Raw genomic sequence first — 23,477 nt, 5'->3', positions numbered from 1 at the left:
CGCAAGGAATTCAGCGCCGCAACAAAAGCCGCGCCGCAAACCGTATTCGCGGCCCCGATCGTGCTATTTTTCGATCGATAGTTTAGGCATGCGCGCCATCAGGAGCCGAGGAATGACCGAAAGAAAACGCAGCACGCCGGCCCGCGAGCCCGGGACCGACACCGACGGCAACGCCGTCACGCCGGGCCGCCGGCTCGCGCCGGAAGCGCGCGAGCGTCAGATCGTCGAGAAGGCGATCGAGCACTTCGCGACGCACGGTTTTTCCGGCAGCACGCGCGAGCTCGCGCGGCAGATCGGTGTCACCCAGCCGCTGCTGTACCGGTACTTTCCGAGCAAGGAAGCGCTGATCGATCGTGTCTACGACGAGATCTACACGTGGGATCCCGACTGGGAAAAGCTGATCTCCGATCGCGCGGTCCCGCTGCAGGAGCGGCTCGTCGCGTTCTACCGCGCGTACGCGCAAACCATCCTGCGGCGCGAATGGATCCGCACCTTCATCTTCGCGGGGCTCAGCCGCGAGGGGTTCAACACGCGCTACCTGTCGCGGCTGCGCGAACGCGTATTCCTGCCGGTGCTGCGCGAGCTGCGGTACGAATACGACATCGCCACGCCGGCGACGGAAGCCCAGCGCAATGCGGAAATCGAACTGGTCTGGAGCCTGCACGCGAGCATCTTCTATTTCGGCGTCCGCAAGTGGGTCTACGGCCTGCCGGTGCCCGACGATCTCGACACCGAAATCGAACGGCTGATCGACGCATTCCTGCACGGCACGCCCGCCGCGCTGAAGCAGCTCGCGTCGGGCGCGACCGGCCGGCGCCGCCGGCGCGCGTGACGCGGCGGCGGCCGGCGATCGCGCTCGGATCGCGTGCAATCGCAGCGCGACGCTCGACGACGGTCGAATTGGCATCCGGCATTTTTACGCGCTGGCGCCTTCGTGGGTCGTGCCGATCGTCGGACCGCCGTTTGCGGCGCGATTCACGCGAGGGTCAGCGGACACCGGCCATCCGGCCAGGACGTGATCGTGATGAAGCGGTCGATGCCGGCCGTGCGCGCCACCAGACGAATTCAGAACAATTTATCCGGCGCATCGCGCGCTTCGCCTATCCTCGACAGGCATTCGCGCCCACGCCTGCTGCGCGCGGGACGAACCGAACAGGGACCGCCACATGACCATCGCCACGCCTTCGATCACCCATCACACCGTCACCGCGAACGGCATCCGCCAGCACTACATCGATGCCGGTAGCGGGCCCGTCGTCGTCCTGCTGCACGGCTTCCCGGAAACCAGCTTCGCGTGGCGCTTCCAGATCCCCGCGCTGGCGCAGCGCTACCGCGTGATCGCGCCCGACCTGCGCGGCTACGGCGAAACCGACAAGCCGGCCGCCGGTTACGACAAACGCAACATGGCGCGCGACCTCGCCGAACTGCTCGACACGCTCGGCATCGGCCGCATCGCGCTCGTCGGGCACGACCGCGGCGCACGCGTCGCGACGCGTTTCTCGAAAGACTTCCCCGAGCGCGTCGAGCGGCTCGTCGTGATGGACAACGTGCCGACGCGCATCGTCGCGCAGAACATGACCGCGCAAACGGCGCGCGCGTACTGGTTCTTCCTGTTCCACCAGGTGCCGGATTTGCCCGAAGCGTTGATCGCCGGCAAAGAGGCCGAATGGCTGAGCTATTTCTTCTCCGACTGGTGCTACAACCCGCACGCGATCTCCGGCGACGCGTTCGACACGTACGTGCGTGCGTATCGGCGTCCGGGCGCCGTGCGCGGCGCACTGGCCGACTATCGCGCGAACGCGGAAGACGTGAAGCAGGATCTCGTCGATGCGGACGTCAGGATCGCATGCCCGACCATGGCCATCTGGGGCGAGGATTTCTATGCGGTCGGCAAGATGTTCGACATGAAATCCGTGTGGGAAAGCATGGCGACGAACCTGCGTGCCGAGCCGATCGCGCAGTGCGGACACCTGCCGCAGGAGGAGCAGCCGGAGCGCGTGAACGCGCTGCTGCTCGACTTCCTGAAGCACTGGGAAGGCTGAACCGCCGCGCGCGACGGATCATCGGGAGGAAGGAACCATGAGCGACGTTTCGGGCCCGCTGGCGGTCGTCATCGGCGGATCGGTGGGCGGGCTTTTCACGGCTACCGCGCTGCGCGCGGCCGGATGGCGCGTCAAGGTCTTCGAGCAATCGCCGAACGACCTCGACAGCCGCGGCGGCGGCATCGTGCTGCAAGCGCCGATCGAACGCGCATTCACGTTCGGCGGCGTGCCCGTGCCGCGCGATGCGGGCGTCGATTCGGTCGACCGGATCTATCTCGACGAGCACGACCGGATCGTGCAACGCCTGCACATGCCGCAAACGCAGACCGCGTGGAACGTGATCTACACGACCCTGAAGCGCGCGCTGCCGGCCGGCGTCGTGCACGCCGGCGTATCGTTCGAGCGGTTCGCGCAGGAAGGCGACCGCATGATCGCGCATTTCGCGGACGGCCGCGTCGAGCAGGCCGACCTGCTGGTCGGCGCCGACGGCGGCCGCTCGAACGTCCGCGCGCAACTGCTTCCCGAAACGCGGCCCGCGTACGCGGGTTATGTCGCGTGGCGCGGGCTCGTCGACGAGCATCTGCTTCCCGACACGGTGCTGCGGGTGCTGCGCGACCGCTTCACGTTTCAGCAAGGCGACGCGCATCTGTTCCTGACCTATCTGGTGCCCGGCCGCGACGGCGCGATCGAGCCGGGCAAGCGGCGCGTGAACTGGGTCTGGTACCGGCGGCTCGCAGCGGATCGCCTGCCGTCGCTGTTCCTCGCGCAGGACGGCACGCAGCGCGACGGATCGCTGCCGCCCGGCGCGATGCGGGACGACAACCGGCTCGAACTCGTTGATGCCGGCCGCCGGATGCTTGCGCCGACGCTCGCCGCGCTCGTCGATGCAACGCAAGCACCGTTCGCCCAGGCGATCCTGGATCTCGCGGTCGACCGCATGGCTTTCGGCCGCGCGGTGTTGCTCGGCGATGCAGCCTGCCTCGTCCGGCCGCATACGGCCGCCGGCGTCGCGAAAGCGGCGGAGAATGCGGTCGGTCTCGCCGACGCGCTGCGCGGTGTCGTACACGGCCCTGCGTTCGACGCCGCGCTGTCGCGCTGGGAGGCCCGTCAGCTTGCCGCCAATGCGTCGCTGTCCGAACTCGGCATCTCGCTCGGCACCCGGATCATGGGGCGCGCGTAACCGGCCATCGGATGCGCGGTGCATCGTTCGATCATGCGACGGTCTCCGACATACCGCCGTCGACCGGCAACGCAGTGACGAACCTTTTATGTTTCAGATGCTCGAACCGGGCGCCGATTTCATTCGAACGCGACGACGTTCTCCTGATCCGGTCGCGCCGGGTCGCCCGGCGAGGCCCACGTCGGGCTTGAAACCGTGAAGTCACACGGGCGTCTTACCGCTGCACCGCCTCAACCCGCCGCAACCCGCCGCAACCAACGAATTAAACGACGTATCCCAGAACGGCGCGACATTCGCCGGCCCGTCCAGCACGCCGATGCGAGCGAACACATCCGCGACCTGCTGATGCTGCGCCACCACGTCGGGCGTCACCGGCAGCAGCGCATAGTCGTCGCTGCGCTGCTCGAACATCGCGACGAGATCGGCAACCGGCACGCGCGTCTCGCGGTTCTGCACGAGCGCATAGTCGCGGAAATGCCCGTTCGCCCACGCATACGCGTGCCGGAACCGCAGCAGCAGATCGCCCGTCGCGGCACGACGGCGCGCATCGTCGAGCGTGCGCGGGTTCGCGTAGACCGGAAAATTGCCCGACAGATAACCCTTCCCCGTCTTCAGCACGCGCGCGCCGTAGCGATTGCGCGCGAGCTGGCCGTTGTAGCCGTAGATCGCCCACGCGTCGATGTCGCCGCGATCGTATGCGGACAGACCATCCGTCGGCGACAGGTTGATCGGCTGGATGTCGTCGAAGCTCAGGCCGGCCTCCGCCAGCTGGCGATACAGGAAATAGTGCGACGTCGTCGCGCGCACGTAGCCGACGCGCTTGCCCTTCAGTTCCGCGATGCTGCGGATCGGCGTGTCCTTGCGCGCGAGCGTGACCTGGTTGTTCAGGTCTTCGCGTGCGCGGGAGATGAACCGCACATTGGCCTTCTGGCGCGCGGCGAACACCGCCGGAATTTCGCTACCCGAACCGATATCGAGCGCATCCGCATTGAGCGCCTCGATGTGCAGCACGCCGTTGTTCAGCTCGCGCCATTCGATCCGGTACGGCGTGTCGCCGAGGCCGGCCGCCTGCAGCAGCGCGCGCCAGCCGCCCTTGTAGGTCGCGACGCGCAACGTCGTGCCGGCGAGATCGGCATTGACGGCCGGCGCGGCGAACACGGCCCTTGCGGAAAACGGGGCCCACGGGGCCGACACGACCGCGGCACCGGCGAGCAGCAGGCGGCGGCGCGCCGCCGAAATTGACGACATCGGATGCTCCTGTCAGTCGGATAGGAATCGGACAAGAAGTGAAAACCACCGCATCAATGAAGCACCGGAAACCCGTGGCGTTCGGCCAGCAGTTCGAGGATGCGCCGTGCGTCGGTGACGAAGCGCACGTCGCCGAGCGTCTGCGCATCGTCGGGCGCCGGCTGGTCGCGGCCGAGCACGAGCACCGGCAGGCCCTGGTGCGCGTCGTCGAGCGCGTCGATCACCGCGTGCCGCGGCCGCTCGAAACCGATGCGCTTCACGTCGATGCGGCCGGCGCGGTCGGGCGCGCTCGCCAGCAGCCCTTCGATCGACAGTCCATGCGGACAGACGAAGCGTCGGCCCGGATGCTTCGGATCGCTAAAGCCCGGTTCCAGCAAAAACAGCACATCGCGACTCATGTCAAACGGCTCCCGTGTTCGTTGTACGACCGGGACGAACGCGCGCGTCGGCGCCGTCGTGTTCCCGGAGCATGCCGGCCCGCGACCGGATGCCCGACTCTACCGTCACGCATCGCACTGCCCTACCAACGTTTTGCGAAATCGATATGCGGCCGTGCATAGCGCATCGGCCATTCGCCGCACAGGGCGGCGTTGCATAAAAGCATCGCGAGCCGAACCGCATGCATTGCGGACATCGAACGATTTCATCGATCGATATGACGACAGCCGCACGTTTGCAGCGCTCGACGTTCGCCGTCGGTGCGATGCGTTCGCCGCAGCATGTGCGCCGGACGCGATCGCGACGCACGTGTCGAGCGTGCGGCGACGCACATTGCAAATCCGCCGCGCAGCGATTTGCAAACCACGGATCGACCGTTCAGCGCGGCGCCCGTCGTCAATAGCATCGTGATCCTCGCAGACGTAGTCATAAAAACAGAGGATGGTCATGATCAAAAAATCGGTAGTCCTGGGTTTGGTTTCGATCGGTTCGGTCGGCGCGCATGCGCAGAGTTCCGTCACGTTGTACGGCGTCGTCGATGCCGGTATCGCCTATACGAACAACCAGGGCGGCGCGAGCAACATCCAGCAGACGAGCGGCAAGCTGAGCGGCAGCCGCTGGGGCCTGAAAGGCGCGGAGGATCTCGGCGGCGGCCTGCAGGCGGTCTTCACGCTCGAAAGCGGGTTCCGGCCGAGCGACGGCGGGCTCGGCCAGGGCGGCCGCCTGTTCGGCCGCTCCGCGTACGTGGGCCTCGCGAAGAAGGGGCTCGGCACGCTGACGTTCGGCCGCCAGTACGAGCCGATCACCGATCTCGTCGCGCAGTACTCGGGGTCCGGCTTCTGGTCGCCGGCCACGCACGTAGGCGACAACGACAACCTGAACCAGAGCTTCCGGCTGAACAACGCGGTGAAGTTCCGCAGCGACACGATCGCCGGCTTCACGGCCGACCTGCTCTATGCGTTCAGCAACCAGGCGAACGGCGGCGCGGGCACCGGTTTCTCGAACAACAACGCGTGGGGCGTGTCGGCGAACTACGTGAACGGCCCGCTGTCGGTCGGCGGCGGCTACGTGCGGCTCAATCATCCGAACGCGACGTCGAATACCAGCGGCGCGGTGGGCGGCGCGACCTCGACCACCGGCAACGACTACAGCGGCGCGTTCTTCTACGGGCTGAACGGCGGCGTGCTCAAGCAGCAGATCGGCGCCGTCGGCGCGAACTACGCGCTCGGCCGCGCGACGCTCGGCTTCGCATGGAGCCACACGCAGCTCGACTATGTCGACGGCTCGTCGCGCAAGTTCAACAACTACGACGTGAACGCGCGTGTCCAGATCACGCCGGCGGCCACGCTGATCGGCGTCTATACGTTCACCGACGGGCGCGCGAGCGGCTTGCCGGGCACCGGCGGCCAGACGCTGAAGCCGCGCTGGCACCAGTTCACGCTCGGGTTCGACTACGCGTTGTCGAAGCGCACCGATCTCTACCTGTCCGGCATCTACCAGCTCGCGGCCGGCGATCCGAGCACGGCAACGTCGGGCGGCTATCGCAAGGTCGCGGCGATCTCGAACATCGGCAGCGCGTCGTCGACGAACCGCCAGGTCGCGATCGTCAGCGGGCTGCGCGTGAAGTTCTGACGGCACGCGCATCGGGCGCGGCGCGATAAGCACGATAAGCAAAGCGGGAATCGTTGTTTGCCGCGTTGCGCCCGGTTGCCGAGAATGTCCGTTTCCCCGCGTGCGGCCGCCGCACGCGATACGCGTTCGACCATGACCGATTCCCGTGTTCCTTCCCGCCCGCCGCGCACCGGCCGGCGCGCGGCGCTGCGCCAGCTCGCCGGCGGATGGGCCGCCGCGCTGCTGCCTGCCGGCGGCGCGCTCGCAAGCCAGCCGCTCTCCCCGCTGGACGTGCCGCCGTGGACCCGTTCGCCGGGCGCGCCGCTGCTGTCGCCGCCGTACGGCGTGCCGGGCCCGCACGAACGCGACGTGATCCGCCGCAGCGCCCGCACGCCTGTGCTGCCCGGCTCCGGCTCGTCGATGACGCCGCTCGCCGACCTGTTCGGCGACCTCACGCCGAACGGCCTCGTGTACGAACGTCATCACGCCGGGGTGCCCGAGATCGATGCGCAGCGCCATCGCGTCGTCGTGCACGGCCTCGTGCGCGAGCCGCGCGTATTCACGCTCGACGACCTGCTGCGCTTCCCGTCCGAATCGCGGATCCACTTCCTCGAATGCTCGGGCAACACCGGCAGCGAATGGAACGGCCCGAGCGGGCTGCCCGTCCAGTTCACGCACGGGCTGCTGTCGTGCTGCGAATGGACGGGCGTCCGGCTGTCGACGCTGCTCGACGAAACCGGCATCGACCCGTCCGCGCGCTGGCTGCTCGCCGAAGGCGCCGACGGCGCGGCGATGACACGCAGCCTGCCGCTCGACCGGATCCTCGAGCGCGCGCTCGTCGTCTATGCGCAGAACGGCGAGCGGCTGCGCCCCGAGAACGGCTACCCGGTGCGGCTGATCGTGCCGGGCTTCGAAGGCAACACGAACATCAAGTGGCTGCGGCGGCTGAAGCTGGTTCGCGCACCGGAGATGACGCGCGAGGAAACGTCGAAATACACGAACCTGCTGCCCGGCGGCTGCGCGCGCCAGTTCGTGTTCGAGATGGACGCGAAGTCGGTGATCACGCGGCCGTCGGCCGGCCATCGGCTCGCTGCGCACGGCTATCACCCGATCGGCGGCTATGCGTGGTCGGGCCGCGGCCGGATTCGCGCGGTCGACGTATCGACCGACGGCGGCCGCACGTGGCGACCCGCGCGGCTCGCGGGCGACGTGCGCGATCGCGCATTGACGCGCTTCGAGGCGGACTGGGTCTGGAACGGCGAGCCGGCCGACCTGCAAAGCCGCGCGACCGACGACACGGGCTACGTGCAGCCGACCCGCGACGCACTCGTCGCCGCGCGCGGGCTCAATTCGCAGTATCACTACAACGGCATCCAGAACTGGCACGTCGGCACGGACGGCGAGGTGCGCAATGCGTAAGCCGCTCGCCTGCCTGCTCGCTGCGTCCGTGGTCGTGTCGAACGCATTCGGCGCAGGCTTCGGCCTCGGGCAGCCGGTCGACCGCGCGGCGCTCGCCGCGTGGGACATCGACGTCGCGCCCGACGGCAGCGGCCTGCCGCCCGGCTCGGGCACGGTTGCGCGCGGCGGCCATGTGTTCGCGGACAATTGCGCGATGTGCCACGGCGCCGGCGGCGAAGGCGGCGTCGGCGATCCGCTCGTCGGCGGCCTCGGCTCGCTCGCGGGTGCAAAACCGAAAAAGACCGTCGGCAGCTACTGGCCGTATGCGACCACGCTGTTCGACTACATCCGCCGCGCGATGCCGTACAACGCGCCGCAATCGCTGAGCGCGGACGACGTCTATGCGGTCACCGCATACGTGCTGCACCTGAACGGCATCGTGCCCGATGACGCGCGGCTCGATGCGCGCACGCTGCCGCGCGTGAAGATGCCGAACCGCGACGGCTTCGTGCCCGATCCGAGGCCGGGCCGGTTATGACGCGGCGCGATCCGCTCGCCGTGCAATCCGCAGTCGTTCCCGCGCGAACCGCCGCAGCGCGTGCGTATCGTCTTCGTCCGGCTTCAGCGCGCACACACCCCGCAAGGAACCCATCATGAGCGACATCTCCCTCGCCGCCCCCGCCGCATCGTCGCCGTTCGTCGACGTCCGCTCGCCGGCGGACTTCCCCGACAGCCCCGTGTCGCGCACGCTCGCGCAGCCGCTGATGCTCGGGCTGTTCCTGCCGATCCAGGCCGGCGGATGGAGCGCATCGACGCTGCCGCGCTCGACCGACTGGACCTTCGACTACAACGCCGACCTGGTCGCGCGCGCCGAAGCGCTCGGTTTCGATCTCGTGTTCGCGCTGTCGCAGTGGCTGCCGAAAGGCGGCTACGGCGGCGTGTTCGACGGCCAGGCACTCGACTCGTTCATGACGCTGGCCGCGCTGACCGCGCGCACCGAACGGATCATCCTCGTCGCGACGAGCCATGTGCTCTACGGGCCGTGGCATCCGCTGCATTTCGCGAAATTCACCGCGACGCTCGATCACATCTCGCGCGGGCGCTGGGGCATCAACGTCGTGACCGGCCATCGCGCGATCGAGCACGAGATGTTCGGCTGGAACCGGATCGAGCACGACCGGCGCTACGAGATGGCCGCCGAATTCCTCGACGCGGTCCAGCAGTTGTGGGCGCAACCGGACAATTTCAGCTACGCGCCCGCACTGTCGAGCTGGCGCCTGGGCGGCGCATTCGTGACGCCGAAGCCGCGCTACGGTCGCCCGCTGCTGATCAACGCGACCGGCTCCGACGCCGGCATCGATTTCGCGGCGCGCTATTCGGACATCGTGTTCGTCACGAGCCCGGCCGGCCCCGACGTCGCCCTCGCGCTCGACGCGCTGCCTGCGCATACCGCACGCGTGAAGGCAGCCGCCGCGGCACGCGGCCGGACGATCCGCACGCTGCTCAATCCGCTCGTGATCTGCCGCGAGACGGCGGCCGAAGCGCGCGCGTACCGCGACGCGATCGTCGCGCATGCGGACGAAGGCAGCTTCCACCGCTTCGACAGCGACGCACATGCGTGGCGCGGCGGCTTTGAACAGCGCTCGCAGGCAGCGGCACGCGCGATCGGCGGCAATATCTCGATCACGGGCTCGCCCGCGGAAGTTGCCGACACCATCGTGCGACTGCACCGCGCGGGCATCGACGGGATCCAGTTGAGCTTCTACGACTTCAAGCCCGATCTCGACTTCTTTGGCGAGCGCGTGCTGCCGCTGCTGCGCGACGCCGGGTTGCGGCGCTGAGGTCAGGCGGCGGAAACGTCGCGCGCGCGGCAGGATCAGAACACGCGCCCTTCGGTCAGGTGTGTCGTCACGCCGTTCAGTTCGTAGTCGCCGATCACGCGCGCCTTGTGCAGCAGCGGGTTGTGGCTGAAGATCGTGCGCAGGTTGCGCCAGTGCCGGTCGAGGTTGTGTTCGCGCGCCGTCGCCGACGCGCCGCCGACTTCGAACAACCGCTCGGCCGCATGCAACGCGAGCTTGCTGACGATCAACTGCGTGCGCGCGGTCGCGAGCGCGCTTTCGAGCACGAGCGCATGCGCATCGGCGTCGCCGGCCTCGATCGCGTCGGCGGAGCGGTCGAGCGCCCGCGCGTTTTCGCGCACGAGCCCATCGATCGCGTGACTGTGCGCGGACAGTTCGCCGACGATCTGCTGGATGAAATGATCGTCGCGCGCGGTCGGCGCCGGGCTGTGCAGCGCCGGGCGGCCGTGCGCGAGCACGTAGCGGCGCGCATCGGCGACCACGTTGCGCACGATGCCCGCACCCGTCGCGACGAGATGAAGCTGCCGCAGCGCGCCGCAATGGCGGCCGACGAGCGACGCACCGTCGCGCGCGGCCACTTCGTCCGCGAACACCTGCACGTCGTCGAGCAGCAGGCTGCCGCTCGCGGTCATGCGCTGCCCCATCCCGTCCCAGTCGTCGAGCACCTGCACGCCGTCGCGCGCGACCGGGATGATCACGGCAAGCGCGTCGCCCTGCTCGTTCTCCACGTTGATGCGCGCGAAATCGGCAAACGCGGTGCCCGTCGAATAATATTTGCGCCCCGTCACGCGATGGTGAGCACCGTCCCGGCGCAGTACGGTCGTGTTCTCGCCGGGCCGCGACGTGCCGCGCTCGGTCGACGCACCGCCGAAGATCGCGCCGGCCAGCGCGCGTTCGAGCTGCACGTCGTTGAACGGCGTGCGCGGCGACAGCCGCAGCGTCTCGGTCATGTCGTAGTGGATGCGCAGCGCGTGCGCGAGATTCGAATCGGCCGCGGCCAGCGTCGCGATCGTGTCGAACAGATCGACCAGCGTGCCGCCGAGGCCGCCGCGCGCCACAGGAATCCGCAGCACGCCCAGCGCCGAGCGCCGGAAGATCGCGAAGCCTTCGAACGGCAGTTCGCGACGCGCCTCGCGTTGCGCGGCATCCTGCCCGATCGCGTTCGCGAGATCGGGCAGCGCGGCAAGCGCGTCGCGCAACGCGTCGCGCGGGTCGACGGCATCACGGGCAGTCATTCGGCGGTTCCTTATGCGAGAAGATCGGGAGCGTCGCTGCGTCGCGTGGTCGAGGCATTCGCGACACGGCGCACGCGCGGCACCGCAAAGTATAGGGACGCACCCGACGCGCGCGAAAAACCGATTTCAGCTTTTGTTATGCGCGCGCCGGGAATGGCGGCGCACCATCGCGTCAGTGCTGGATGCCCCAGCGCCGCACGGTCGCGCGTTCGAGCGTGTCGAACACGAGGTTCTCGACGAGCAGGCCGATCACGATGACGGCCGCGAGACCCGCGAACACGCGGTCGGTATACAGCTCGTTGCGGTTCTGGAAGATGTACCAGCCGAGCCCGCCCTGCCCCGCGCTCGCGCCGAACACGAGCTCGGCCGCGATCAGCGTGCGCCACGCGAACGCCCAGCCGACGCGCAGGCCCGACAGGATCGACGGCAGCGCGGCCGGCACGAGGATCAGCGCGATCTGGCGCAGACCCGTGAGGCCGTAGTTGCGCCCGGCCATCCTCAGCGTGGCCGGCACGCCGGCAAAACCCGTGTACATGCTGAGCGCGAGCGGCCACAGCACCGCGTGCACGAGCACGAACAGCAGGCTGCCGGTGCCGAGTCCGAACCACAGCAGCGCGATCGGCAGCAACGCGATCGACGGCAGCGGATTGAACATCGACGTGAGCATCGTCAGCAGGTCGCGGCCGATGCGCGTCGATACCGCGAGCGACGTCAGCGCGAACGCGAAGAACACGCCCAGCGCGTAGCCGCGCAGCAGCACCGACATCGAGATGCCCGTCTTCACGAGCAGTTCGCCCGACTCGATGCCCTGCACGAACGCGGCCAGCGTCGCGCCGAAGGTCGGCACGAGCAGATCGTTCGCGACGATGCGCGCGACGATCTCCCATGCGGCGATCAGCACGAGCGCGATGACGCTGCGGCGAAACCAGCCCGCGCCGGCGATGCGGCGCAACAGCGGGGCCGGCGCCGCGCGTTCGGCGTCGGGCAGCGTGTCGAGCGTGCGTTCGTATTCGGCGCGCACGGGCGGCAGCGGCGGCAGGACCGGATCGATCGTGCTCATGATGCGGCTTCCTCGGTCGTCGGCGCGTTCGTTGCATCGGTATCGAACAGCAGGCGATGGATCCGCGCGACGTTGTCGCGGAAGTCGCCGGTGTCGACGCTGTCGAGCGAATGCTCGTGACTGTTGAGTTCCGCGCGCACGCGGCCCGGATGCGGCGACAGCAGCAGGATCCGGTTGCCGACGACGAGCGCTTCCTCGATCGAATGCGTGACGAACAGCAGCGTGAAGCGAAACTCGTCCCACAACCGCAGCAGTTCCTGCTGCATCTTGCGGCGCGTGAGCGCGTCGAGCGCGGCGAACGGTTCGTCCATCAGCAGCACGCGCGGCTGCATCGCCAGTGCGCGCGCGATCGCGACGCGCTGCTTCATGCCGCCCGACAGCGTGTGCGGATACGCTTCGGCGAATGCGCCCAGCCCGACCTTGTCGAGATAGTGCAGCGCGCGTTCGCGTGCTTCGACACGCGACAGCTTCGCGGCGGCGCGCAACGGAAACGCGACGTTCTCGACGACCGTCTTCCACGGCGGCAACTGGTCGAACTCCTGGAACACCACGATGCGGTCGGGCCCCGGCCCGCGCACGGGCTGGCCGTCGAGCGCGATCGAACCCGACACGGGCTCGATGAAGCCGGCAATCGCCTTCAGCAGCGTCGACTTCCCGCAACCCGACGGGCCGAGCAGCACGAAGCGGTCGCTGCCGTACACGTCGAAGCTCACCTGGTGCGTCGCGCGAACGATCCGCGCGCCGCTCAGGTATTCGAGATTCACGCGGTCGATGGCAAGCAGGCGTTCGCTGTGCGCGCCGGCCTGCGCGGGCCGGATCGCCGCGCGCGCGTCGGGCGCGGCCTGGGCGGCGGGTGACGCGCCGCCGCGCGCCGCATACGGCGGCAGCCAGGTTCGGGGAGAGGTGGCGTTCACGATCGAATCTCTTGCGGGTAAAGCGTCAACATACGGCCGGGCGTCGCGCGGACCAACCAACGATTACGCATATCGAAACCGTGCCGACGCATAAGCGTCGATCGCGGCGTCGAAGCGGCGGCACCGCTCAACTGCCGCCGGCGGTTGCCGGATCGTCGAAGAAGTAGTCGCGCCACGACTTCGGCTCGTTGCGGATCGCGCCGGTGCGATGCATGAACTGCGCGAGCGGCAGCGTGTTCTGCGGCGCGGTCTTGAACTGCACCTGCGGATTGCGCAGGATCTTCAACAGCAGCGCACGATCGATCTTCGATGCGTTCACGCGGATATAGGTATCGGCCGCGCGCTCGGGGTCGGCCGCGATCTGCCGCGCGGCGTCGGCCAGCGCGGCGACGAACGCGCGGTAGGTCTTCGGGTTGTCGTCGCGGAATTTCTCGGTGGCGTACAGCACGGTCGCGGAGCTCGGGCCGCCGAGCACGTCATAGGAGTTCAGCACGATATGCGCGTTCGGGTTGCCGGCAAGCTCCTGCTCCTGGAACGGAGGATTGCCGAAGTGACCGGTGATCACGCTGCTGTTCGCGAGGATCGCGGCCGTCGCGTCGGGGTGCGGAATCGCCTGCGTGAGCGCGTCGAGCTTGTCGAACTGCTTGTCGCCCCACTGCTTCGCGGCCGCGTACTGCAGCACGCGCGACTGCACCGACACGCCGACCGCCGGCACCGCGATGCGGTCCTTCGCGCCGAGGTCGGCGATCGTCTTCACGTTCGGGTTGCTGCTGACGAGGTAGTACGGGAAATTGCCGAGCGACGCGACACCCTTCACGTTCTGCCGGCCGCGCGTGCGGTCCCACACGGTCAGCAGCGGCCCGACGCCCGCGCCCGCGATATCGACCGCGCCGGACAGCAGCGCGTCGTTCACGGCCGCGCCGCCCGACAGCCGCACCCAGTCGACCTTGATGTCGATGCCGGCCTTGCGCCCTTCCTTTTCGATCAGTTGCTGGTCGCGCGCGACGTTCAGCATCAGGTAGACGACGCCGAACTGCTCGGCGATGCGGATGCGGCCCTCCGCGTGCGCGGCTTGCGGTGCGAGCGTGCCCGCAAACGCGAGCGCGGCGGTGAGCATGGCCGCCAGCGCGCGGCGCGCCGGCAAAAACGAAAACGACATCGGAACTCCGGTCAGGATGGGGCGGAAGGATGACGCGGCACGCGGCTCAGAAAGGCGCGTCGCCTTCGATCGTCGTGCGGTACAGCTTGCGGCGCAGATGGTCGGGCGTGCCGGCGGCGAGATGCATCAGCGAACGGTTGTCCCAGAACACGAGATCGTGCTCACGCCAGCGGTGCCGGTACAGGTGTTCGGCGCGCACGCTGTGCGCGAACAGTTCGTCGAGCAGCGCGCGGCTTTCGTCGTCGGGCAGGCCGACGATGCGCGTCGTGAAATGCTCGCTGACGAACAGCGCGTTGCGGCCCGTTTCCGGATGCGTGCGCACGACCGGATGGACGACCGCATCGACCTGCGCGATCTGCTCGGGCGACAGGTTCGGCCGCCACGGGCTGCGCGCCTGCAGTTCCGCATAGCGCGCGAGATACGTATGCTCGGCGCGCCGCCCTTCGATCGCGCGGCGCAGGTGGGCCGGCAGCGTGTCCCACGCGAGATGCATGTTCGCGAACAGCGTGTCGCCACCCTCCGCCGGCAATTCCTGCGCGTGCAGCAGCGAACCGAGGCTCGGCTTCTCCTTGTACGACAGGTCGGAATGCCAGAAATGGCCCGCGTCGCCGAGCCCGATCGGCTTGCCGTTCTCGACGATGTTCGACACGATCAGCACCTCCGGATGGCCGGCAAGCGCGAACTGGTGCAGCACATGGATCTGCAGCGGGCCGAAGCGGCGGCTGAATGCGATGTGCTCGTCCGGCGTGATGCGCTGGTCGCGAAACACCAGCACGTGATGGTCGAGATGCGCGCGATGGATGCGCGCGAAACCTTCGGCGTCCAGCGGCCGCGACAGGTCGAGGCCGACCACTTCGGCGCCGAGCGGCGCGTCGAACGGAACGATGTCGAAGCGTTGCGCCGCACCGCTTGGCCGCGATGCGGGCGGATGCCCGGCGGAAAGCGTTGCGGCGTCGCGGATGGCGGTAGTCGTCACGGCACAGCCCCTGATTCGGTCAAAACGCGAATCTACGAGTGCGTGCCGGACTGCGTCAACGAAGCGATTCGGATACGTTTATCTGCTGCGGTCATAAAGATCGCTGCTCGGGCGTACGGCGCGGCAACGGGCGGTTGCGCCGGCACGAAACCGTCCGATCGGGACCTTCAGTCATGTCGATCGGGTGACGGGTCACGGAATGGACCGATGTGCCGCGGTCATTCTAACGATGTCGACGCGCGCTGCCGACCGCTGCACGGCGGCGTCGACGCGCGCCGTACGATCGTCGGACAGGCGTGCACGCTCATGTCGGTCCGGGCGAGCACAACGTAGCGTCGGCGTCGATGCACGCCGTCCCGTGCCCGGGTTGCACGCGCGGCCGGCCGGCCCCGTCGTGCGCGCCGATCACGTATCCGCCCGGATACGGAAATGCCGCCGTCCGCGATTCCATGCCATCCGGTTCCCGATCGGGAACGAAACAATCATCCAGCCACCTGCGGAGCATTTTCGTTTCCGATCGGATACGAATCGATGCCCGAACCCGCAAATTGTGCAATACTGTTCCCGCTCAGATACGAAGCACGGAGAACGTCATGCCGGAGACTCGGTCCGTCAACACGATCGGCGCCCTCGCCAACCTTATTCGCGCCGTGCGGCTCCAGCAGGGGTTCACGCGCGACGAACTCGCGAACGCCACGGGACTTTCGCCGAAATTCATCAGCCAGGTGGAAGCCGGGAAGCCGACCGCGCAAATCGGCAAGGTGCTGCTGCTGCTCGGCGAACTAGGCGTAAGCCTGTTCGCGCAGTCGTCAATCGAGATTTCGGCGGAAAACGCGCTCAAGGCCGCTCGACGCCGCAGGAGCGCTCATGGCGGCTAGAACGTTGATCGCGTCCGCGAACGGGCTGCGCATGGGCAGGCTGACCGACGACAAAGGCATCTGGTCGTTCACGTACGACGCGCAGTGGCTCGCCTCGCCGCACGCGTACCCGCTGTCGCCCGCGTTCGCGCTGCGCGCCGGCACCTTCACCGACAGCTCGACCGATCGCCCGGTCCAGTGGTTCTTCGACAACCTGCTGCCCGAGGAAGGGATGCGCACGTCGCTCGCGCGCGAGGCGAAGGTCGATGCCGCCGACGCGTGGGGCCTGCTCGCCTACTTCGGGCGCGAATCGGCCGGTGCGCTCACACTGCTGGCCGAAGGCGAACAGGAGGCGGCCGGCAGCATGCAGCCGCTTGGGCTCGACGAGCTCGAGCGCCGCATCCAGGCGATGCCCGAGCACGCGCTGACGGCCACCGCGCCCAAGCGCATGTCGGCGGCCGGCGCGCAGCAGAAGCTGCTGCTGATCCTGCGCGGAGACGCGCCGAACTATGCTCTGTTCGAACCGGTCGGCAGCGAGCCGTCGATGCATCTGCTGAAGCCGGACATGCGCGCCGCCGGCTATCCGCATTCGGCGATCAACGAGTTCTTCTGCATGAAGCTCGCGAAGCGGATGGGCCTCGACGTTCCGGACGTGCATTTTCTTCGCGCGCCGTCCGCGTGCTACGTGATCGACCGCTTCGACCGCGACACCGCGTCGGAGCCGGCCAGACGCCTGCACACGATCGATGCGATGCAGTTGCTGAACTACGATCGCGGCTTCAAGTACCAGCGCGCGAACGCGGAGGAGCTCGGCCGCGCGATCGGGCAGACCAGCACGCGCGCCCTCGCGCGCCTGTCGGTGTTCCGCTGGACGATCTTCAACGTGGTGATCGGCAATGGCGACGCGCACCTGAAAAACCTGTCGTTCTTCGTCGACGCGCGCGGCTACCGGCTTGCGCCGTTCTACGACATCGTCAGCACGGTCGTCTATCACACGCCGACACACCGCCCCGACCATCGCGGCGATCACTGGCCGCACTGCGAACTGACGATGCCGCTCGGCACGGCGACGCGTTTCGCCGACATCGACACGAATGCGCTGCTCGCGTTCGGCCAGGCGCTCGGGCTCAGGGAGAAGGCGGCCGCCAGCGAACTGCGGCGCTTTCTCGAACCGCTCGATCGCAACGTTGCGCTGACACTCGATGAAGTGCGCGAGATCGCGCGCCCGGATGCTGGAGAGATGCGCCTGCTGAACTCGATTGTCTCGATGCCGATCGCGGAGATGGGGCGCGCGCTTCGTCAGGCCCGCGGATGAACGGCTGCGGGCCAGCAGCGCGAACTGGTTGTAGGCGTCGATGACTTTCACGATCGCCTTGTCGAGGCGTTCCTCGGTCACGTATTTCAGATTCAGCCACGCGACCTGCTTGCGGCTGAGGTTTTTCGTGCTGGTCGCCGATGCGATCCAGAACGGGCGGCCCCCGACGGCGGAGAAGTTGCGCCGCGCGAGCCCGCACTGGATGCGGCACACGCATGCACTGGTGCGGGGCGCAGAATTGATCATGGTACGTGACAACCTGCGCCATGCTTCGATCTCGACGGCGTCGACCTGCCTTCACAGCGACGCAGTGCAGCGAGCTCGGCAGTTCAATCAAGTGTTTGCCGCACGAAAATGAGCGGAGGGTCGTTTATATCGGCTTAAGGATAAGCGCAGGAATTTTCATAACTCAGAGGCTTATGATAGGGAATCGCGCTTATCTTGTTCGCCCCCGAAACGGCATCGTGCCCGGACGATGTATGCGACAATGCCCTACGAATGGAGCACCACCAATCATTTTTGATGCAATCGTCAGTAATTCATGCAACGACATCGCAAACCATCTGCAATAGACGATGCAACTGTCTCCTTGATTAGAAAATATTATGCTCAAGGCCAATTCGACGTCGCCATCCAGACGGCGCAGGCGCTCCTGGAACAGCATGGCGACCACGGGGAGTTGCTAAACATCGTTGGTGTGTGCCATTTGAAGCTGGGCAACGTCAGCACCGCCGAGGCTTGTTTGCACTGGGCAAGGCATGCAGCACCTCAAATGGCCGATGTTGACAATAATCTAGGTGTACTTTACCAGTCGCTCGGACGGTACGACGACGCGGAACGATCGTTTCGACTCGCCGTGTCGAAAGCACCCGGCCACGGCCAGGCGCTGCTGAATCTCGGCATGCTGCTTCGATCCGGACACCGGCTAAAAGAAGCGGAGCAGGCGATCCGCAGTGCCGTTGAGCATGCCCCTGGTAATTACGAGGCGTTGAACGCGTTGGGGCTGGTGTTGAAAGACCTAGGTTGCTACGACGAAGCCGATGCGACATATCGGCAGGCGATAGAGCTCCAACCTTGGCGTTCAGCGTCTAAACTCAATCTGGGCAATTTACTGCTGTATCGAAATAACTGGAGCGAAGGGCTGCCGCTCTTCGAAGCGCGCCACGAAACCGATTTCAAGGGAATGTTCTCAACCGCGCCTGCGGTGCCCTTTCCGCAGTGGATAGGGGAGCCGATCGATGGCGCTTCGCTGCTCATTTGGCCAGAACAAGGGCACGGTGATCAGATACAGTTGGTTCGCTATATCAAGAGACTCAAGTCACTCGGCGCGAAATGGATCACATTGGTGTGTTCCGCTGCCACCCAGCCACTTTTCTCGACTCTATCTGAAGTAGATGCAGTGGTTGCTCGCGATACGTTCAATCCGTCGACGTGCCCGCCTCACGATTTTTGGACCTATATCTGGAGTATTCCTGTTAATCTGAAGGAATCTCCTAATTCCATTCCGGCGACGCTACCTTATTTGCATGCTCCTCGTACCGAATTCAAATGGGATCAAATGATACCAGGCGGCCGTTTGCGAGTCGGTCTAGTATGGCAAGGAGCTCCAGGAAACCCGAATGATCGCGCTCGCTCATTGCCAGATCTGAAGACGCTAATCCCGTTGTGGCAGATCGAAGATGTTATTTTTGTCAGCCTTCAAAAGGAGGCAACCAGCGCGCAGATTCGAGACGGGATCGGAGATCGCTTTATCGTCAACCTGGGCAATAGTGTCGCCGATTTTGCCGACGTCGCCGCGATCATTTCCAGCTTGGATCTCGTTATTGGTGTGGATACCGCAGTGGTACATTTGAGCGCAGCGCTTGGCAAGCCTACCTGGATCTTGCTTTCGAACGTGGCTACCGACTGGCGCTGGACCTGCGCGGGTACGAAATCCGCGTGGTATCCGGACGTCGTCACATTATTCAGGCAGAAAGCGGAGGAAACGGATTGGGCCAATGCGGTCGCGCGCATTGTCCATGCGTTGTCTGCCGTGCGCAAAACATAATCCGGGATCCTCCTTGACGGCACGTTGCTCGCCATTTCATGAACAAACCGATCCGCAATGCAGATTGATTCAAGTCATGCATTTCTGATCAGTAATTTTTTATACTTATTTTATATGCATGAAATCTAGTTCATCACTTCGATATCAGATTGTTACGCGATCTTGTCGTTAACAATCGAATAACAGCCGCATTCAAATTGGTAATTTGGCATCCGCCTCATTACGCAGCTTGGTAAAACAATTTTTTATTAAATGAAGAGGCTGGCGCCACCTCTCCTGATATAAGTGTCATTTATATATTACGGACAAGAAATTACCGCCGTCGCACTCAAAAGAGGAATTCCTGTGTTGCCGTCAATATATGTTGACGCTTTGACGAAGCCGAGTCCCGACTGCTGACATGTAACGTTCACGCTGTTACCATTTAGAATGGTCATTGATACGTTTGTGCCTTGCCAGTAAAAGGTCGATACATTTGATGTGCCGTACTGGTTGCCTGTGGCGGAACACGTCCCGCCATTTGAGGCGGTGCATGACAGGGACATCGACGACCCTGCCGCATACACATGAAAAGCTGAAAGTGAGAAGCCAAGCAGCGCTGCTTTTAGAACGATCGAATGTGTGAATTTCATTTAAATTTTTCCTGTTTTAAATAATCAAGATTTCCTTCTCATGAAATTAATATCGCCATTTTTAATGGCGATTCCAATTCCGCATGTACACCAGCATGAGTTAGCGCGCTCGCATAGTATGCGGCATCGGTTTGACACATTTCCTGGCCCCTTCCTCGCAGCCGGGAGAACGTGGTTAATTTCAATGACATAGCACTGGGCTTGTAAACTGTCGGCGGATCCTTGTGGTTACCCACTATTTTCCCGCCCGAGCCAGTATCCGATCTGAATTTCGAGAAGACGATGCATGCCGCGCCAGATAGGGTAATCGCCCGAATCGGGCATGTATGGACCCAACGCCTTTTGCAAGCTTCTTGTTCGTGATATCGAAACGGTCTGCATGCATGTATCCGGCTTGCCTGATGGGCCATTGCCGAAGCATGCCCGCAGCCTCCCCGGAAATGCGCCAGACCATTCACGCGGCAAGTGCCGTACCGTCGTCGTGCACGGTCAACTTGCCGGTGCCTAGGTCACGCCGCCGATCGTCATCGTGGGCGTAGCCGAGAGAACTTCGTCATGTCGCCGGGCATCGAGCTGATACCGCATCGATAAATGCCATCGAGATAAGTATTCTTATCACGACATCTCTATTCCTGAATCAAACTTGCATTTGAGAAAACGCCCCGCATACAGCAGGGCGTGCCCCGCTCAACGCCCGATCGGCAATCCGGTCGGTTCGATCCAGCCGAGCTTGTACGCGATCAGCAGCGACAGAAACAGCGTGACCGACAGCCCGACGCGTGCCGCGAGCGACCACGCCATTCGCTTGGACTTGCCGCGATCGTGATTCATGAAATACAGCGCGAAAATCAGGCTCGCGATGATCATCGCGAATGCCACGGAGACCAGCAGGGTTTTCATGGGTGTTGCCTTTGAAGATCCGAATCGGCCTGAATCAGTTCGGCCAGTTTTTGTCGCTCGTCCGCGATGCCGCCGACGCCTGATGCCGGCCAGTCCAGCGCGACGCCGTTGCCCAGCGAATCGCGCACGAGTGCCTGGTAGCGCCGGTCGTTGATCCGGCCGTGGTCCATCGCTTCCGAGATCTCGTGCCGGAACGGCAGCGGGAAACTCGCATACGCACGCGACAGCGCCGCATATTGTCTCGCATCGATCTCTTTCGACGATGGTATGACGGTCCAGATCACCACGGCCACGATGGCCGTGAAAGGGATCGCCGTGTAGCGAAGAATGAATTTGACAGGTGTCATGAAGCAGGAGTCGAAGTCATGGCGAACGAGCCGGATATCCGGCTCGCCAGCCGATAAAAGCGGGATGAAAACAGGATTCTGCCGCGTTTCCGGCGCCCGTCGCGTCGCACGCCCTGTCGCGGCACGATGCTCGCAGGATCCCCGAACGAACGCGCTGAAAATCGCCACGGCCCCGCCTCGTCAAGCGCCGCGCGCCCGGCAGGCCGTCAGGATCCCGCGCAGCAAGTCGCGAGGCGGCGGCGGGCAGCCGGGAATCGTCACGTCGACCGGCAGGATCGACGCAACCGGGCCGCACACCGCATAGCTGTCGGCAAAGATGCCGCCCGTGCACGCGCACTCGCCGGCCGCGACGACGAGCTTCGGCGCCGGCGTCGCGTCGTATGCGGCGAGCACGGCCGCCCGCATGTTCAGCGTCACGGGCCCGGTCACGAGCAGCAGGTCCGCATGGCGGGGACTCGCGACGAACTTGATGCCGAGCCCCTCGATGTTGTAGTAGGCGTTGTTCAGCGCATGGATCTCCAGCTCGCAGCCGTTGCAGGATCCCGCGTCGATCTGCCGGATGCAGAGCGCGCGCCCGAGCAGATCGAGAATGTCCTGCCGGATGCGCCCCTCCTCGCGACGCCACGCGTCCTCCGCCGCCGGCACGGGCTCGTCGGGAAAATCGGTGCGCGCAAATTGCCGGATAAGCTGCCACATCAGAGGTCGTGCCCCGCGTAATTCAGGTTGAACGATTTGTTGATCAACGGAAAATCGGCAACGATATTGCCGATGATCGCATGTTCGAGCGCCGGCCAGTTCTGCCACGACGGATCGTGGCAATGGCACCGCGCGATCGCGTCGTCCGCTTCCGTCTCGAGCGCGACGAAGATATCGCCGCGCCATCCCTCGACCCAGCCGATCCCGCGGGCAGGCGCCGCGGCGGGCGCCACCTCGACAGCGACCGGTCCCGCCGGCAGATTCGCCAGCAGCACGCGCATCACGCGCACCGATTCGTCGATCTCGGCGAACCGCACGGCCACGCGTGCGGCAACATCGCCGCGCGGATCGCTCGCCGCGTTGACGGCGACCTCGTCGTACGGCGCGGACCGCATCGCCGCGCGCACGTCGAACGCGTGAGCGCTGGCGCGGGCGGCCAGGCCGCGCACGCCGAAGTGCGCGGCGACCTCGGCGGTCAATCTGCCGGTGCCCACGAACCGGTCCTGCAGCCCCGACTGGTCTTCGTAGATTGTCCGCATGACGCGCACGTCATGTTCGATGCGTTCGCACGCGTCCGACAGGCTCGCGACGCTGTCGTGCCCGACGTCGACCGCCACGCCGCCGGGCACGATCCGGTCCATCAGGTATCGATGCCCGAACGCGCGATCGTTCATCCGGACCCAGTCCTCCTTGAGCCGGGAAAACTGCGCGAGACCGAACCCGAACCCGGCGTCGTTGCCGAGCGCGCCGAGATCGCCCAGGTGATTCGCCACGCGTTCGCGTTCGAGCAGGAGCGCGCGCAGATACAGCGCGCGCGTCGGCACTGCGGTGCGGCACGCGTGCTCGAGCGCCATGCAATAGGCCCACGAGAACGCGACGGTCGAATCGCCGGCGATCCGGCCCGCGACGCGATGGCCGTTCGACGCGGCCGTCCGCTCGAACAGTCGCTCGACGCCGCGATGCGCGTAGCCGAGGCGTTCCTCGAGGCGCAGCACCTTCTCGCCGACGACCGAAAACCGGAAATGTCCCGGCTCGATGATGCCGGCGTGGATGGGCCCGACCGCGATCTCGTGCACGCCGTCGCCGGCCACCGGCACGAACCGGTAGTTCGCCTCGTTCGATTCGAACGCCTCGACACCGCTCGCCGATCGTTGCAGCGGGAAATAGTCGTCGGGCCAGTTGCCGTGATTGAGCCACGGCCGCGCGTCCTGCGCGCCGCGCGCGCTCAGGCCGGTCAGGTCGAAGATCGCCCGCTGCATCCGGGCGGCGGACGGAAACAGCGGCGCCAGATCGGGGAAATCCCCGCCGGCGTCGGGCTGCCGCCCGGTCGCGAGACGCACCCACAGGATGCCGTCGTCGCATTCGTACGCGGCGTTCACCGCAAAACCCGCGTCGCGCGCGTCGCCGCCCCACATCGCGACGAGCCGGCTCCGCTCCGATCGCGCGACGCGCGCCGTCTCGAGCCACCCCGCCGGGTCGACTTCCATCAGCGCCGCGCGCACCTGGCCCGCCCGGCATTCGAGCGGGACCGCGGCCTCCCTGGGTATCGATTCGAGTCGCATG

23 protein-coding genes and 2 pseudogenes are annotated in these 23,477 nt (G+C 65.9%); 11 read left to right on the top strand and 14 right to left on the bottom strand.

From position 1 onward, the window contains the following. Nucleotides 1-112 precede the first annotated feature (112 nt). The 3 genes from AC3WLY_RS09120 to AC3WLY_RS09110 all read left to right on the top strand — a co-directional run bounded on the left by AC3WLY_RS09120 (nt 113) and on the right by AC3WLY_RS09110 (nt 3,222). The gene (locus tag AC3WLY_RS09120; RefSeq protein WP_175961683.1) at nt 113-832 is read left to right on the top strand and encodes a TetR/AcrR family transcriptional regulator; all 720 of its coding nucleotides are present in this window, start codon (nt 113-115) and stop codon (nt 830-832) included. 334 nt (nt 833-1,166) lie between these two features. Next, entirely contained in the window at nt 1,167-2,042 is an 876-nt protein-coding gene (locus AC3WLY_RS09115; protein ID WP_072437938.1) for an alpha/beta fold hydrolase, read from the top strand. Between the two features lie 37 nt (nt 2,043-2,079). Next, on the top strand, nt 2,080-3,222 hold the full coding sequence (locus AC3WLY_RS09110) for an FAD binding domain-containing protein (RefSeq protein ID WP_492309010.1): 1,143 nt from the start codon (nt 2,080-2,082) through the stop codon (nt 3,220-3,222). Between the two features lie 201 nt (nt 3,223-3,423). Here AC3WLY_RS09110 and AC3WLY_RS09105 read toward each other — a convergent pair whose 3' ends face one another. From AC3WLY_RS09105 to AC3WLY_RS09095, 3 genes are all read right to left on the bottom strand, one after another. After that, nucleotides 3,424-4,470 (bottom strand): ABC transporter substrate-binding protein, encoded by a 1,047-nt coding sequence (locus tag AC3WLY_RS09105; RefSeq protein WP_492309011.1) that lies wholly within the window; start codon nt 4,468-4,470, stop codon nt 3,424-3,426. A 53-nt stretch (nt 4,471-4,523) separates the two neighbouring features. Beyond that, nucleotides 4,524-4,868 carry a DUF3088 domain-containing protein gene (locus AC3WLY_RS09100; protein ID WP_072437935.1) on the bottom strand — a complete coding sequence of 115 codons (345 nt, stop codon included), beginning with the start codon at nt 4,866-4,868 and terminating at the stop codon, nt 4,524-4,526. 105 nt (nt 4,869-4,973) lie between these two features. Beyond that, nucleotides 4,974-5,357, bottom strand: coding sequence for a hypothetical protein (locus tag AC3WLY_RS09095; protein WP_492309012.1), 384 nt, complete (start codon nt 5,355-5,357; stop codon nt 4,974-4,976). On the opposite strand from AC3WLY_RS09095, the gene AC3WLY_RS09090 reads away from it, so the two are divergent. The 4 genes from AC3WLY_RS09090 to AC3WLY_RS09075 all read left to right on the top strand — a co-directional run bounded on the left by AC3WLY_RS09090 (nt 5,356) and on the right by AC3WLY_RS09075 (nt 9,758). Next, complete coding sequence (locus AC3WLY_RS09090; RefSeq protein ID WP_492309013.1) at nt 5,356-6,540, top strand: porin; 1,185 nt, start codon at nt 5,356-5,358, stop codon at nt 6,538-6,540. The genes AC3WLY_RS09095 and AC3WLY_RS09090 overlap by 2 nt on opposite strands. Before the next feature lie 132 nt (nt 6,541-6,672). Continuing rightward, complete coding sequence (soxC, locus tag AC3WLY_RS09085) at nt 6,673-7,938, top strand: sulfite dehydrogenase (RefSeq protein WP_492309014.1); 1,266 nt, start codon at nt 6,673-6,675, stop codon at nt 7,936-7,938. Beyond that, entirely contained in the window at nt 7,931-8,455 is a 525-nt protein-coding gene (locus AC3WLY_RS09080) for a c-type cytochrome (protein ID WP_492309015.1), read from the top strand. Before soxC ends, AC3WLY_RS09080 begins: the two co-directional genes overlap by 8 nt. A gap of 115 nt (nt 8,456-8,570) precedes the next feature. Further along, the gene (locus tag AC3WLY_RS09075; RefSeq protein ID WP_492309016.1) at nt 8,571-9,758 is read left to right on the top strand and encodes an LLM class flavin-dependent oxidoreductase; all 1,188 of its coding nucleotides are present in this window, start codon (nt 8,571-8,573) and stop codon (nt 9,756-9,758) included. Between the two features lie 35 nt (nt 9,759-9,793). On the opposite strand, the gene AC3WLY_RS09070 is transcribed toward AC3WLY_RS09075, so the two are convergent. The 5 genes from AC3WLY_RS09070 to AC3WLY_RS09050 form a co-directional block, all read right to left on the bottom strand. Continuing rightward, on the bottom strand, nt 9,794-11,011 hold the full coding sequence (locus AC3WLY_RS09070; RefSeq protein WP_492309017.1) for an acyl-CoA dehydrogenase family protein: 1,218 nt from the start codon (nt 11,009-11,011) through the stop codon (nt 9,794-9,796). Between the two features lie 172 nt (nt 11,012-11,183). Further along, on the bottom strand, nt 11,184-12,071 hold the full coding sequence (locus AC3WLY_RS09065; protein ID WP_175961694.1) for an ABC transporter permease: 888 nt from the start codon (nt 12,069-12,071) through the stop codon (nt 11,184-11,186). Beyond that, nucleotides 12,068-13,045 (bottom strand): ABC transporter ATP-binding protein, encoded by a 978-nt coding sequence (locus tag AC3WLY_RS09060; protein WP_492309018.1) that lies wholly within the window; start codon nt 13,043-13,045, stop codon nt 12,068-12,070. The genes AC3WLY_RS09065 and AC3WLY_RS09060 overlap by 4 nt, the downstream gene beginning before the upstream one ends. Before the next feature lie 67 nt (nt 13,046-13,112). After that, entirely contained in the window at nt 13,113-14,144 is a 1,032-nt protein-coding gene (locus AC3WLY_RS09055; protein ID WP_492309019.1) for an ABC transporter substrate-binding protein, read from the bottom strand. 46 nt (nt 14,145-14,190) lie between these two features. Beyond that, nucleotides 14,191-15,120, bottom strand: coding sequence for a TauD/TfdA dioxygenase family protein (locus AC3WLY_RS09050; protein WP_492309020.1), 930 nt, complete (start codon nt 15,118-15,120; stop codon nt 14,191-14,193). A 593-nt stretch (nt 15,121-15,713) separates the two neighbouring features. Here AC3WLY_RS09050 and AC3WLY_RS09045 point away from each other — a divergent pair. Both AC3WLY_RS09045 and AC3WLY_RS09040 read left to right on the top strand, forming a co-directional pair. After that, a complete protein-coding gene (locus tag AC3WLY_RS09045) occupies nt 15,714-15,998 on the top strand; it encodes a helix-turn-helix domain-containing protein (RefSeq protein WP_175961698.1) in 285 nt (94 codons plus the stop codon). Further along, nucleotides 15,988-17,292: a HipA domain-containing protein gene (locus tag AC3WLY_RS09040; RefSeq protein ID WP_492309021.1), complete on the top strand. Its 1,305-nt coding sequence runs from the start codon at nt 15,988-15,990 to the stop codon at nt 17,290-17,292. The genes AC3WLY_RS09045 and AC3WLY_RS09040 overlap by 11 nt, the downstream gene beginning before the upstream one ends. A gap of 15 nt (nt 17,293-17,307) precedes the next feature. Here the strand turns inward: AC3WLY_RS09040 and AC3WLY_RS09035 are convergent. Further along, nucleotides 17,308-17,433: pseudogene (locus tag AC3WLY_RS09035) on the bottom strand (Tn3 family transposase); the annotation flags it as partial. Between AC3WLY_RS09035 and AC3WLY_RS09030 the strand changes: the two are divergent. Both AC3WLY_RS09030 and AC3WLY_RS09025 read left to right on the top strand, forming a co-directional pair. Then, nucleotides 17,390-17,650, top strand: a pseudogene (locus tag AC3WLY_RS09030) (integrase); the annotation flags it as partial. The pseudogenes AC3WLY_RS09035 and AC3WLY_RS09030 overlap by 44 nt on opposite strands. Nucleotides 17,651-17,833: 183 nt before the next feature. Continuing rightward, nucleotides 17,834-19,339 carry a tetratricopeptide repeat protein gene (locus AC3WLY_RS09025; protein WP_492309022.1) on the top strand — a complete coding sequence of 502 codons (1,506 nt, stop codon included), beginning with the start codon at nt 17,834-17,836 and terminating at the stop codon, nt 19,337-19,339. Between the two features lie 299 nt (nt 19,340-19,638). Here AC3WLY_RS09025 and AC3WLY_RS09020 read toward each other — a convergent pair whose 3' ends face one another. From AC3WLY_RS09020 to AC3WLY_RS09000, 5 genes are all read right to left on the bottom strand, one after another. After that, a complete protein-coding gene (locus tag AC3WLY_RS09020; RefSeq protein ID WP_492309023.1) occupies nt 19,639-19,971 on the bottom strand; it encodes a hypothetical protein in 333 nt (110 codons plus the stop codon). A 687-nt stretch (nt 19,972-20,658) separates the two neighbouring features. Beyond that, nucleotides 20,659-20,871 (bottom strand): twin transmembrane helix small protein, encoded by a 213-nt coding sequence (locus AC3WLY_RS09015; protein WP_006489184.1) that lies wholly within the window; start codon nt 20,869-20,871, stop codon nt 20,659-20,661. Further along, on the bottom strand, nt 20,868-21,254 hold the full coding sequence (locus AC3WLY_RS09010) for a hypothetical protein (RefSeq protein WP_425132107.1): 387 nt from the start codon (nt 21,252-21,254) through the stop codon (nt 20,868-20,870). The genes AC3WLY_RS09015 and AC3WLY_RS09010 overlap by 4 nt, the downstream gene beginning before the upstream one ends. 144 nt (nt 21,255-21,398) lie before the next feature. Further along, nucleotides 21,399-21,914 (bottom strand): NADH-quinone oxidoreductase subunit B family protein, encoded by a 516-nt coding sequence (locus tag AC3WLY_RS09005; RefSeq protein WP_072437921.1) that lies wholly within the window; start codon nt 21,912-21,914, stop codon nt 21,399-21,401. Further along, nucleotides 21,914-23,476 carry a hydrogenase large subunit gene (locus tag AC3WLY_RS09000; protein WP_492309024.1) on the bottom strand — a complete coding sequence of 521 codons (1,563 nt, stop codon included), beginning with the start codon at nt 23,474-23,476 and terminating at the stop codon, nt 21,914-21,916. The genes AC3WLY_RS09005 and AC3WLY_RS09000 overlap by 1 nt, the downstream gene beginning before the upstream one ends. Nucleotide 23,477 lies beyond the last annotated feature (1 nt).

It is taken from the genome of Burkholderia sp. FW306-1C-G01B (assembly GCF_058781685.1).
The sequence above is the reverse complement of the archived record's forward strand: the minus strand, read 5'-3'. Positions and strand labels throughout refer to the sequence as shown.

Excerpts from the sequence above, each read along its gene's own strand:
- AC3WLY_RS09120 (WP_175961683.1), top strand. The coding sequence starts at position 113 with ATGACCGAAAGAAAACGCAGCACGCCGGCCCGCGAGCCCGGGACCGAC.
- AC3WLY_RS09115 (WP_072437938.1), top strand. The coding sequence starts at position 1,167 with ATGACCATCGCCACGCCTTCGATCACCCATCACACCGTCACCGCGAAC.
- AC3WLY_RS09110 (WP_492309010.1), top strand. The coding sequence starts at position 2,080 with ATGAGCGACGTTTCGGGCCCGCTGGCGGTCGTCATCGGCGGATCGGTG.
- AC3WLY_RS09105 (WP_492309011.1), bottom strand. The coding sequence starts at position 4,470 with ATGTCGTCAATTTCGGCGGCGCGCCGCCGCCTGCTGCTCGCCGGTGCC.
- AC3WLY_RS09100 (WP_072437935.1), bottom strand. The coding sequence starts at position 4,868 with ATGAGTCGCGATGTGCTGTTTTTGCTGGAACCGGGCTTTAGCGATCCG.
- AC3WLY_RS09090 (WP_492309013.1), top strand. The coding sequence starts at position 5,356 with ATGATCAAAAAATCGGTAGTCCTGGGTTTGGTTTCGATCGGTTCGGTC.
- AC3WLY_RS09095 (WP_492309012.1), bottom strand. The coding sequence starts at position 5,357 with ATGACCATCCTCTGTTTTTATGACTACGTCTGCGAGGATCACGATGCT.
- soxC (WP_492309014.1), top strand. The coding sequence starts at position 6,673 with ATGACCGATTCCCGTGTTCCTTCCCGCCCGCCGCGCACCGGCCGGCGC.
- AC3WLY_RS09080 (WP_492309015.1), top strand. The coding sequence starts at position 7,931 with ATGCGTAAGCCGCTCGCCTGCCTGCTCGCTGCGTCCGTGGTCGTGTCG.
- AC3WLY_RS09075 (WP_492309016.1), top strand. The coding sequence starts at position 8,571 with ATGAGCGACATCTCCCTCGCCGCCCCCGCCGCATCGTCGCCGTTCGTC.
- AC3WLY_RS09070 (WP_492309017.1), bottom strand. The coding sequence starts at position 11,011 with ATGACTGCCCGTGATGCCGTCGACCCGCGCGACGCGTTGCGCGACGCG.
- AC3WLY_RS09065 (WP_175961694.1), bottom strand. The coding sequence starts at position 12,071 with ATGAGCACGATCGATCCGGTCCTGCCGCCGCTGCCGCCCGTGCGCGCC.
- AC3WLY_RS09055 (WP_492309019.1), bottom strand. The coding sequence starts at position 14,144 with ATGTCGTTTTCGTTTTTGCCGGCGCGCCGCGCGCTGGCGGCCATGCTC.
- AC3WLY_RS09045 (WP_175961698.1), top strand. The coding sequence starts at position 15,714 with ATGCCGGAGACTCGGTCCGTCAACACGATCGGCGCCCTCGCCAACCTT.
- AC3WLY_RS09040 (WP_492309021.1), top strand. The coding sequence starts at position 15,988 with ATGGCGGCTAGAACGTTGATCGCGTCCGCGAACGGGCTGCGCATGGGC.
- AC3WLY_RS09025 (WP_492309022.1), top strand. The coding sequence starts at position 17,834 with ATGCAACGACATCGCAAACCATCTGCAATAGACGATGCAACTGTCTCC.
- AC3WLY_RS09020 (WP_492309023.1), bottom strand. The coding sequence starts at position 19,971 with ATGAAATTCACACATTCGATCGTTCTAAAAGCAGCGCTGCTTGGCTTC.
- AC3WLY_RS09015 (WP_006489184.1), bottom strand. The coding sequence starts at position 20,871 with ATGAAAACCCTGCTGGTCTCCGTGGCATTCGCGATGATCATCGCGAGC.
- AC3WLY_RS09005 (WP_072437921.1), bottom strand. The coding sequence starts at position 21,914 with ATGTGGCAGCTTATCCGGCAATTTGCGCGCACCGATTTTCCCGACGAG.
- AC3WLY_RS09000 (WP_492309024.1), bottom strand. The coding sequence starts at position 23,476 with ATGCGACTCGAATCGATACCCAGGGAGGCCGCGGTCCCGCTCGAATGC.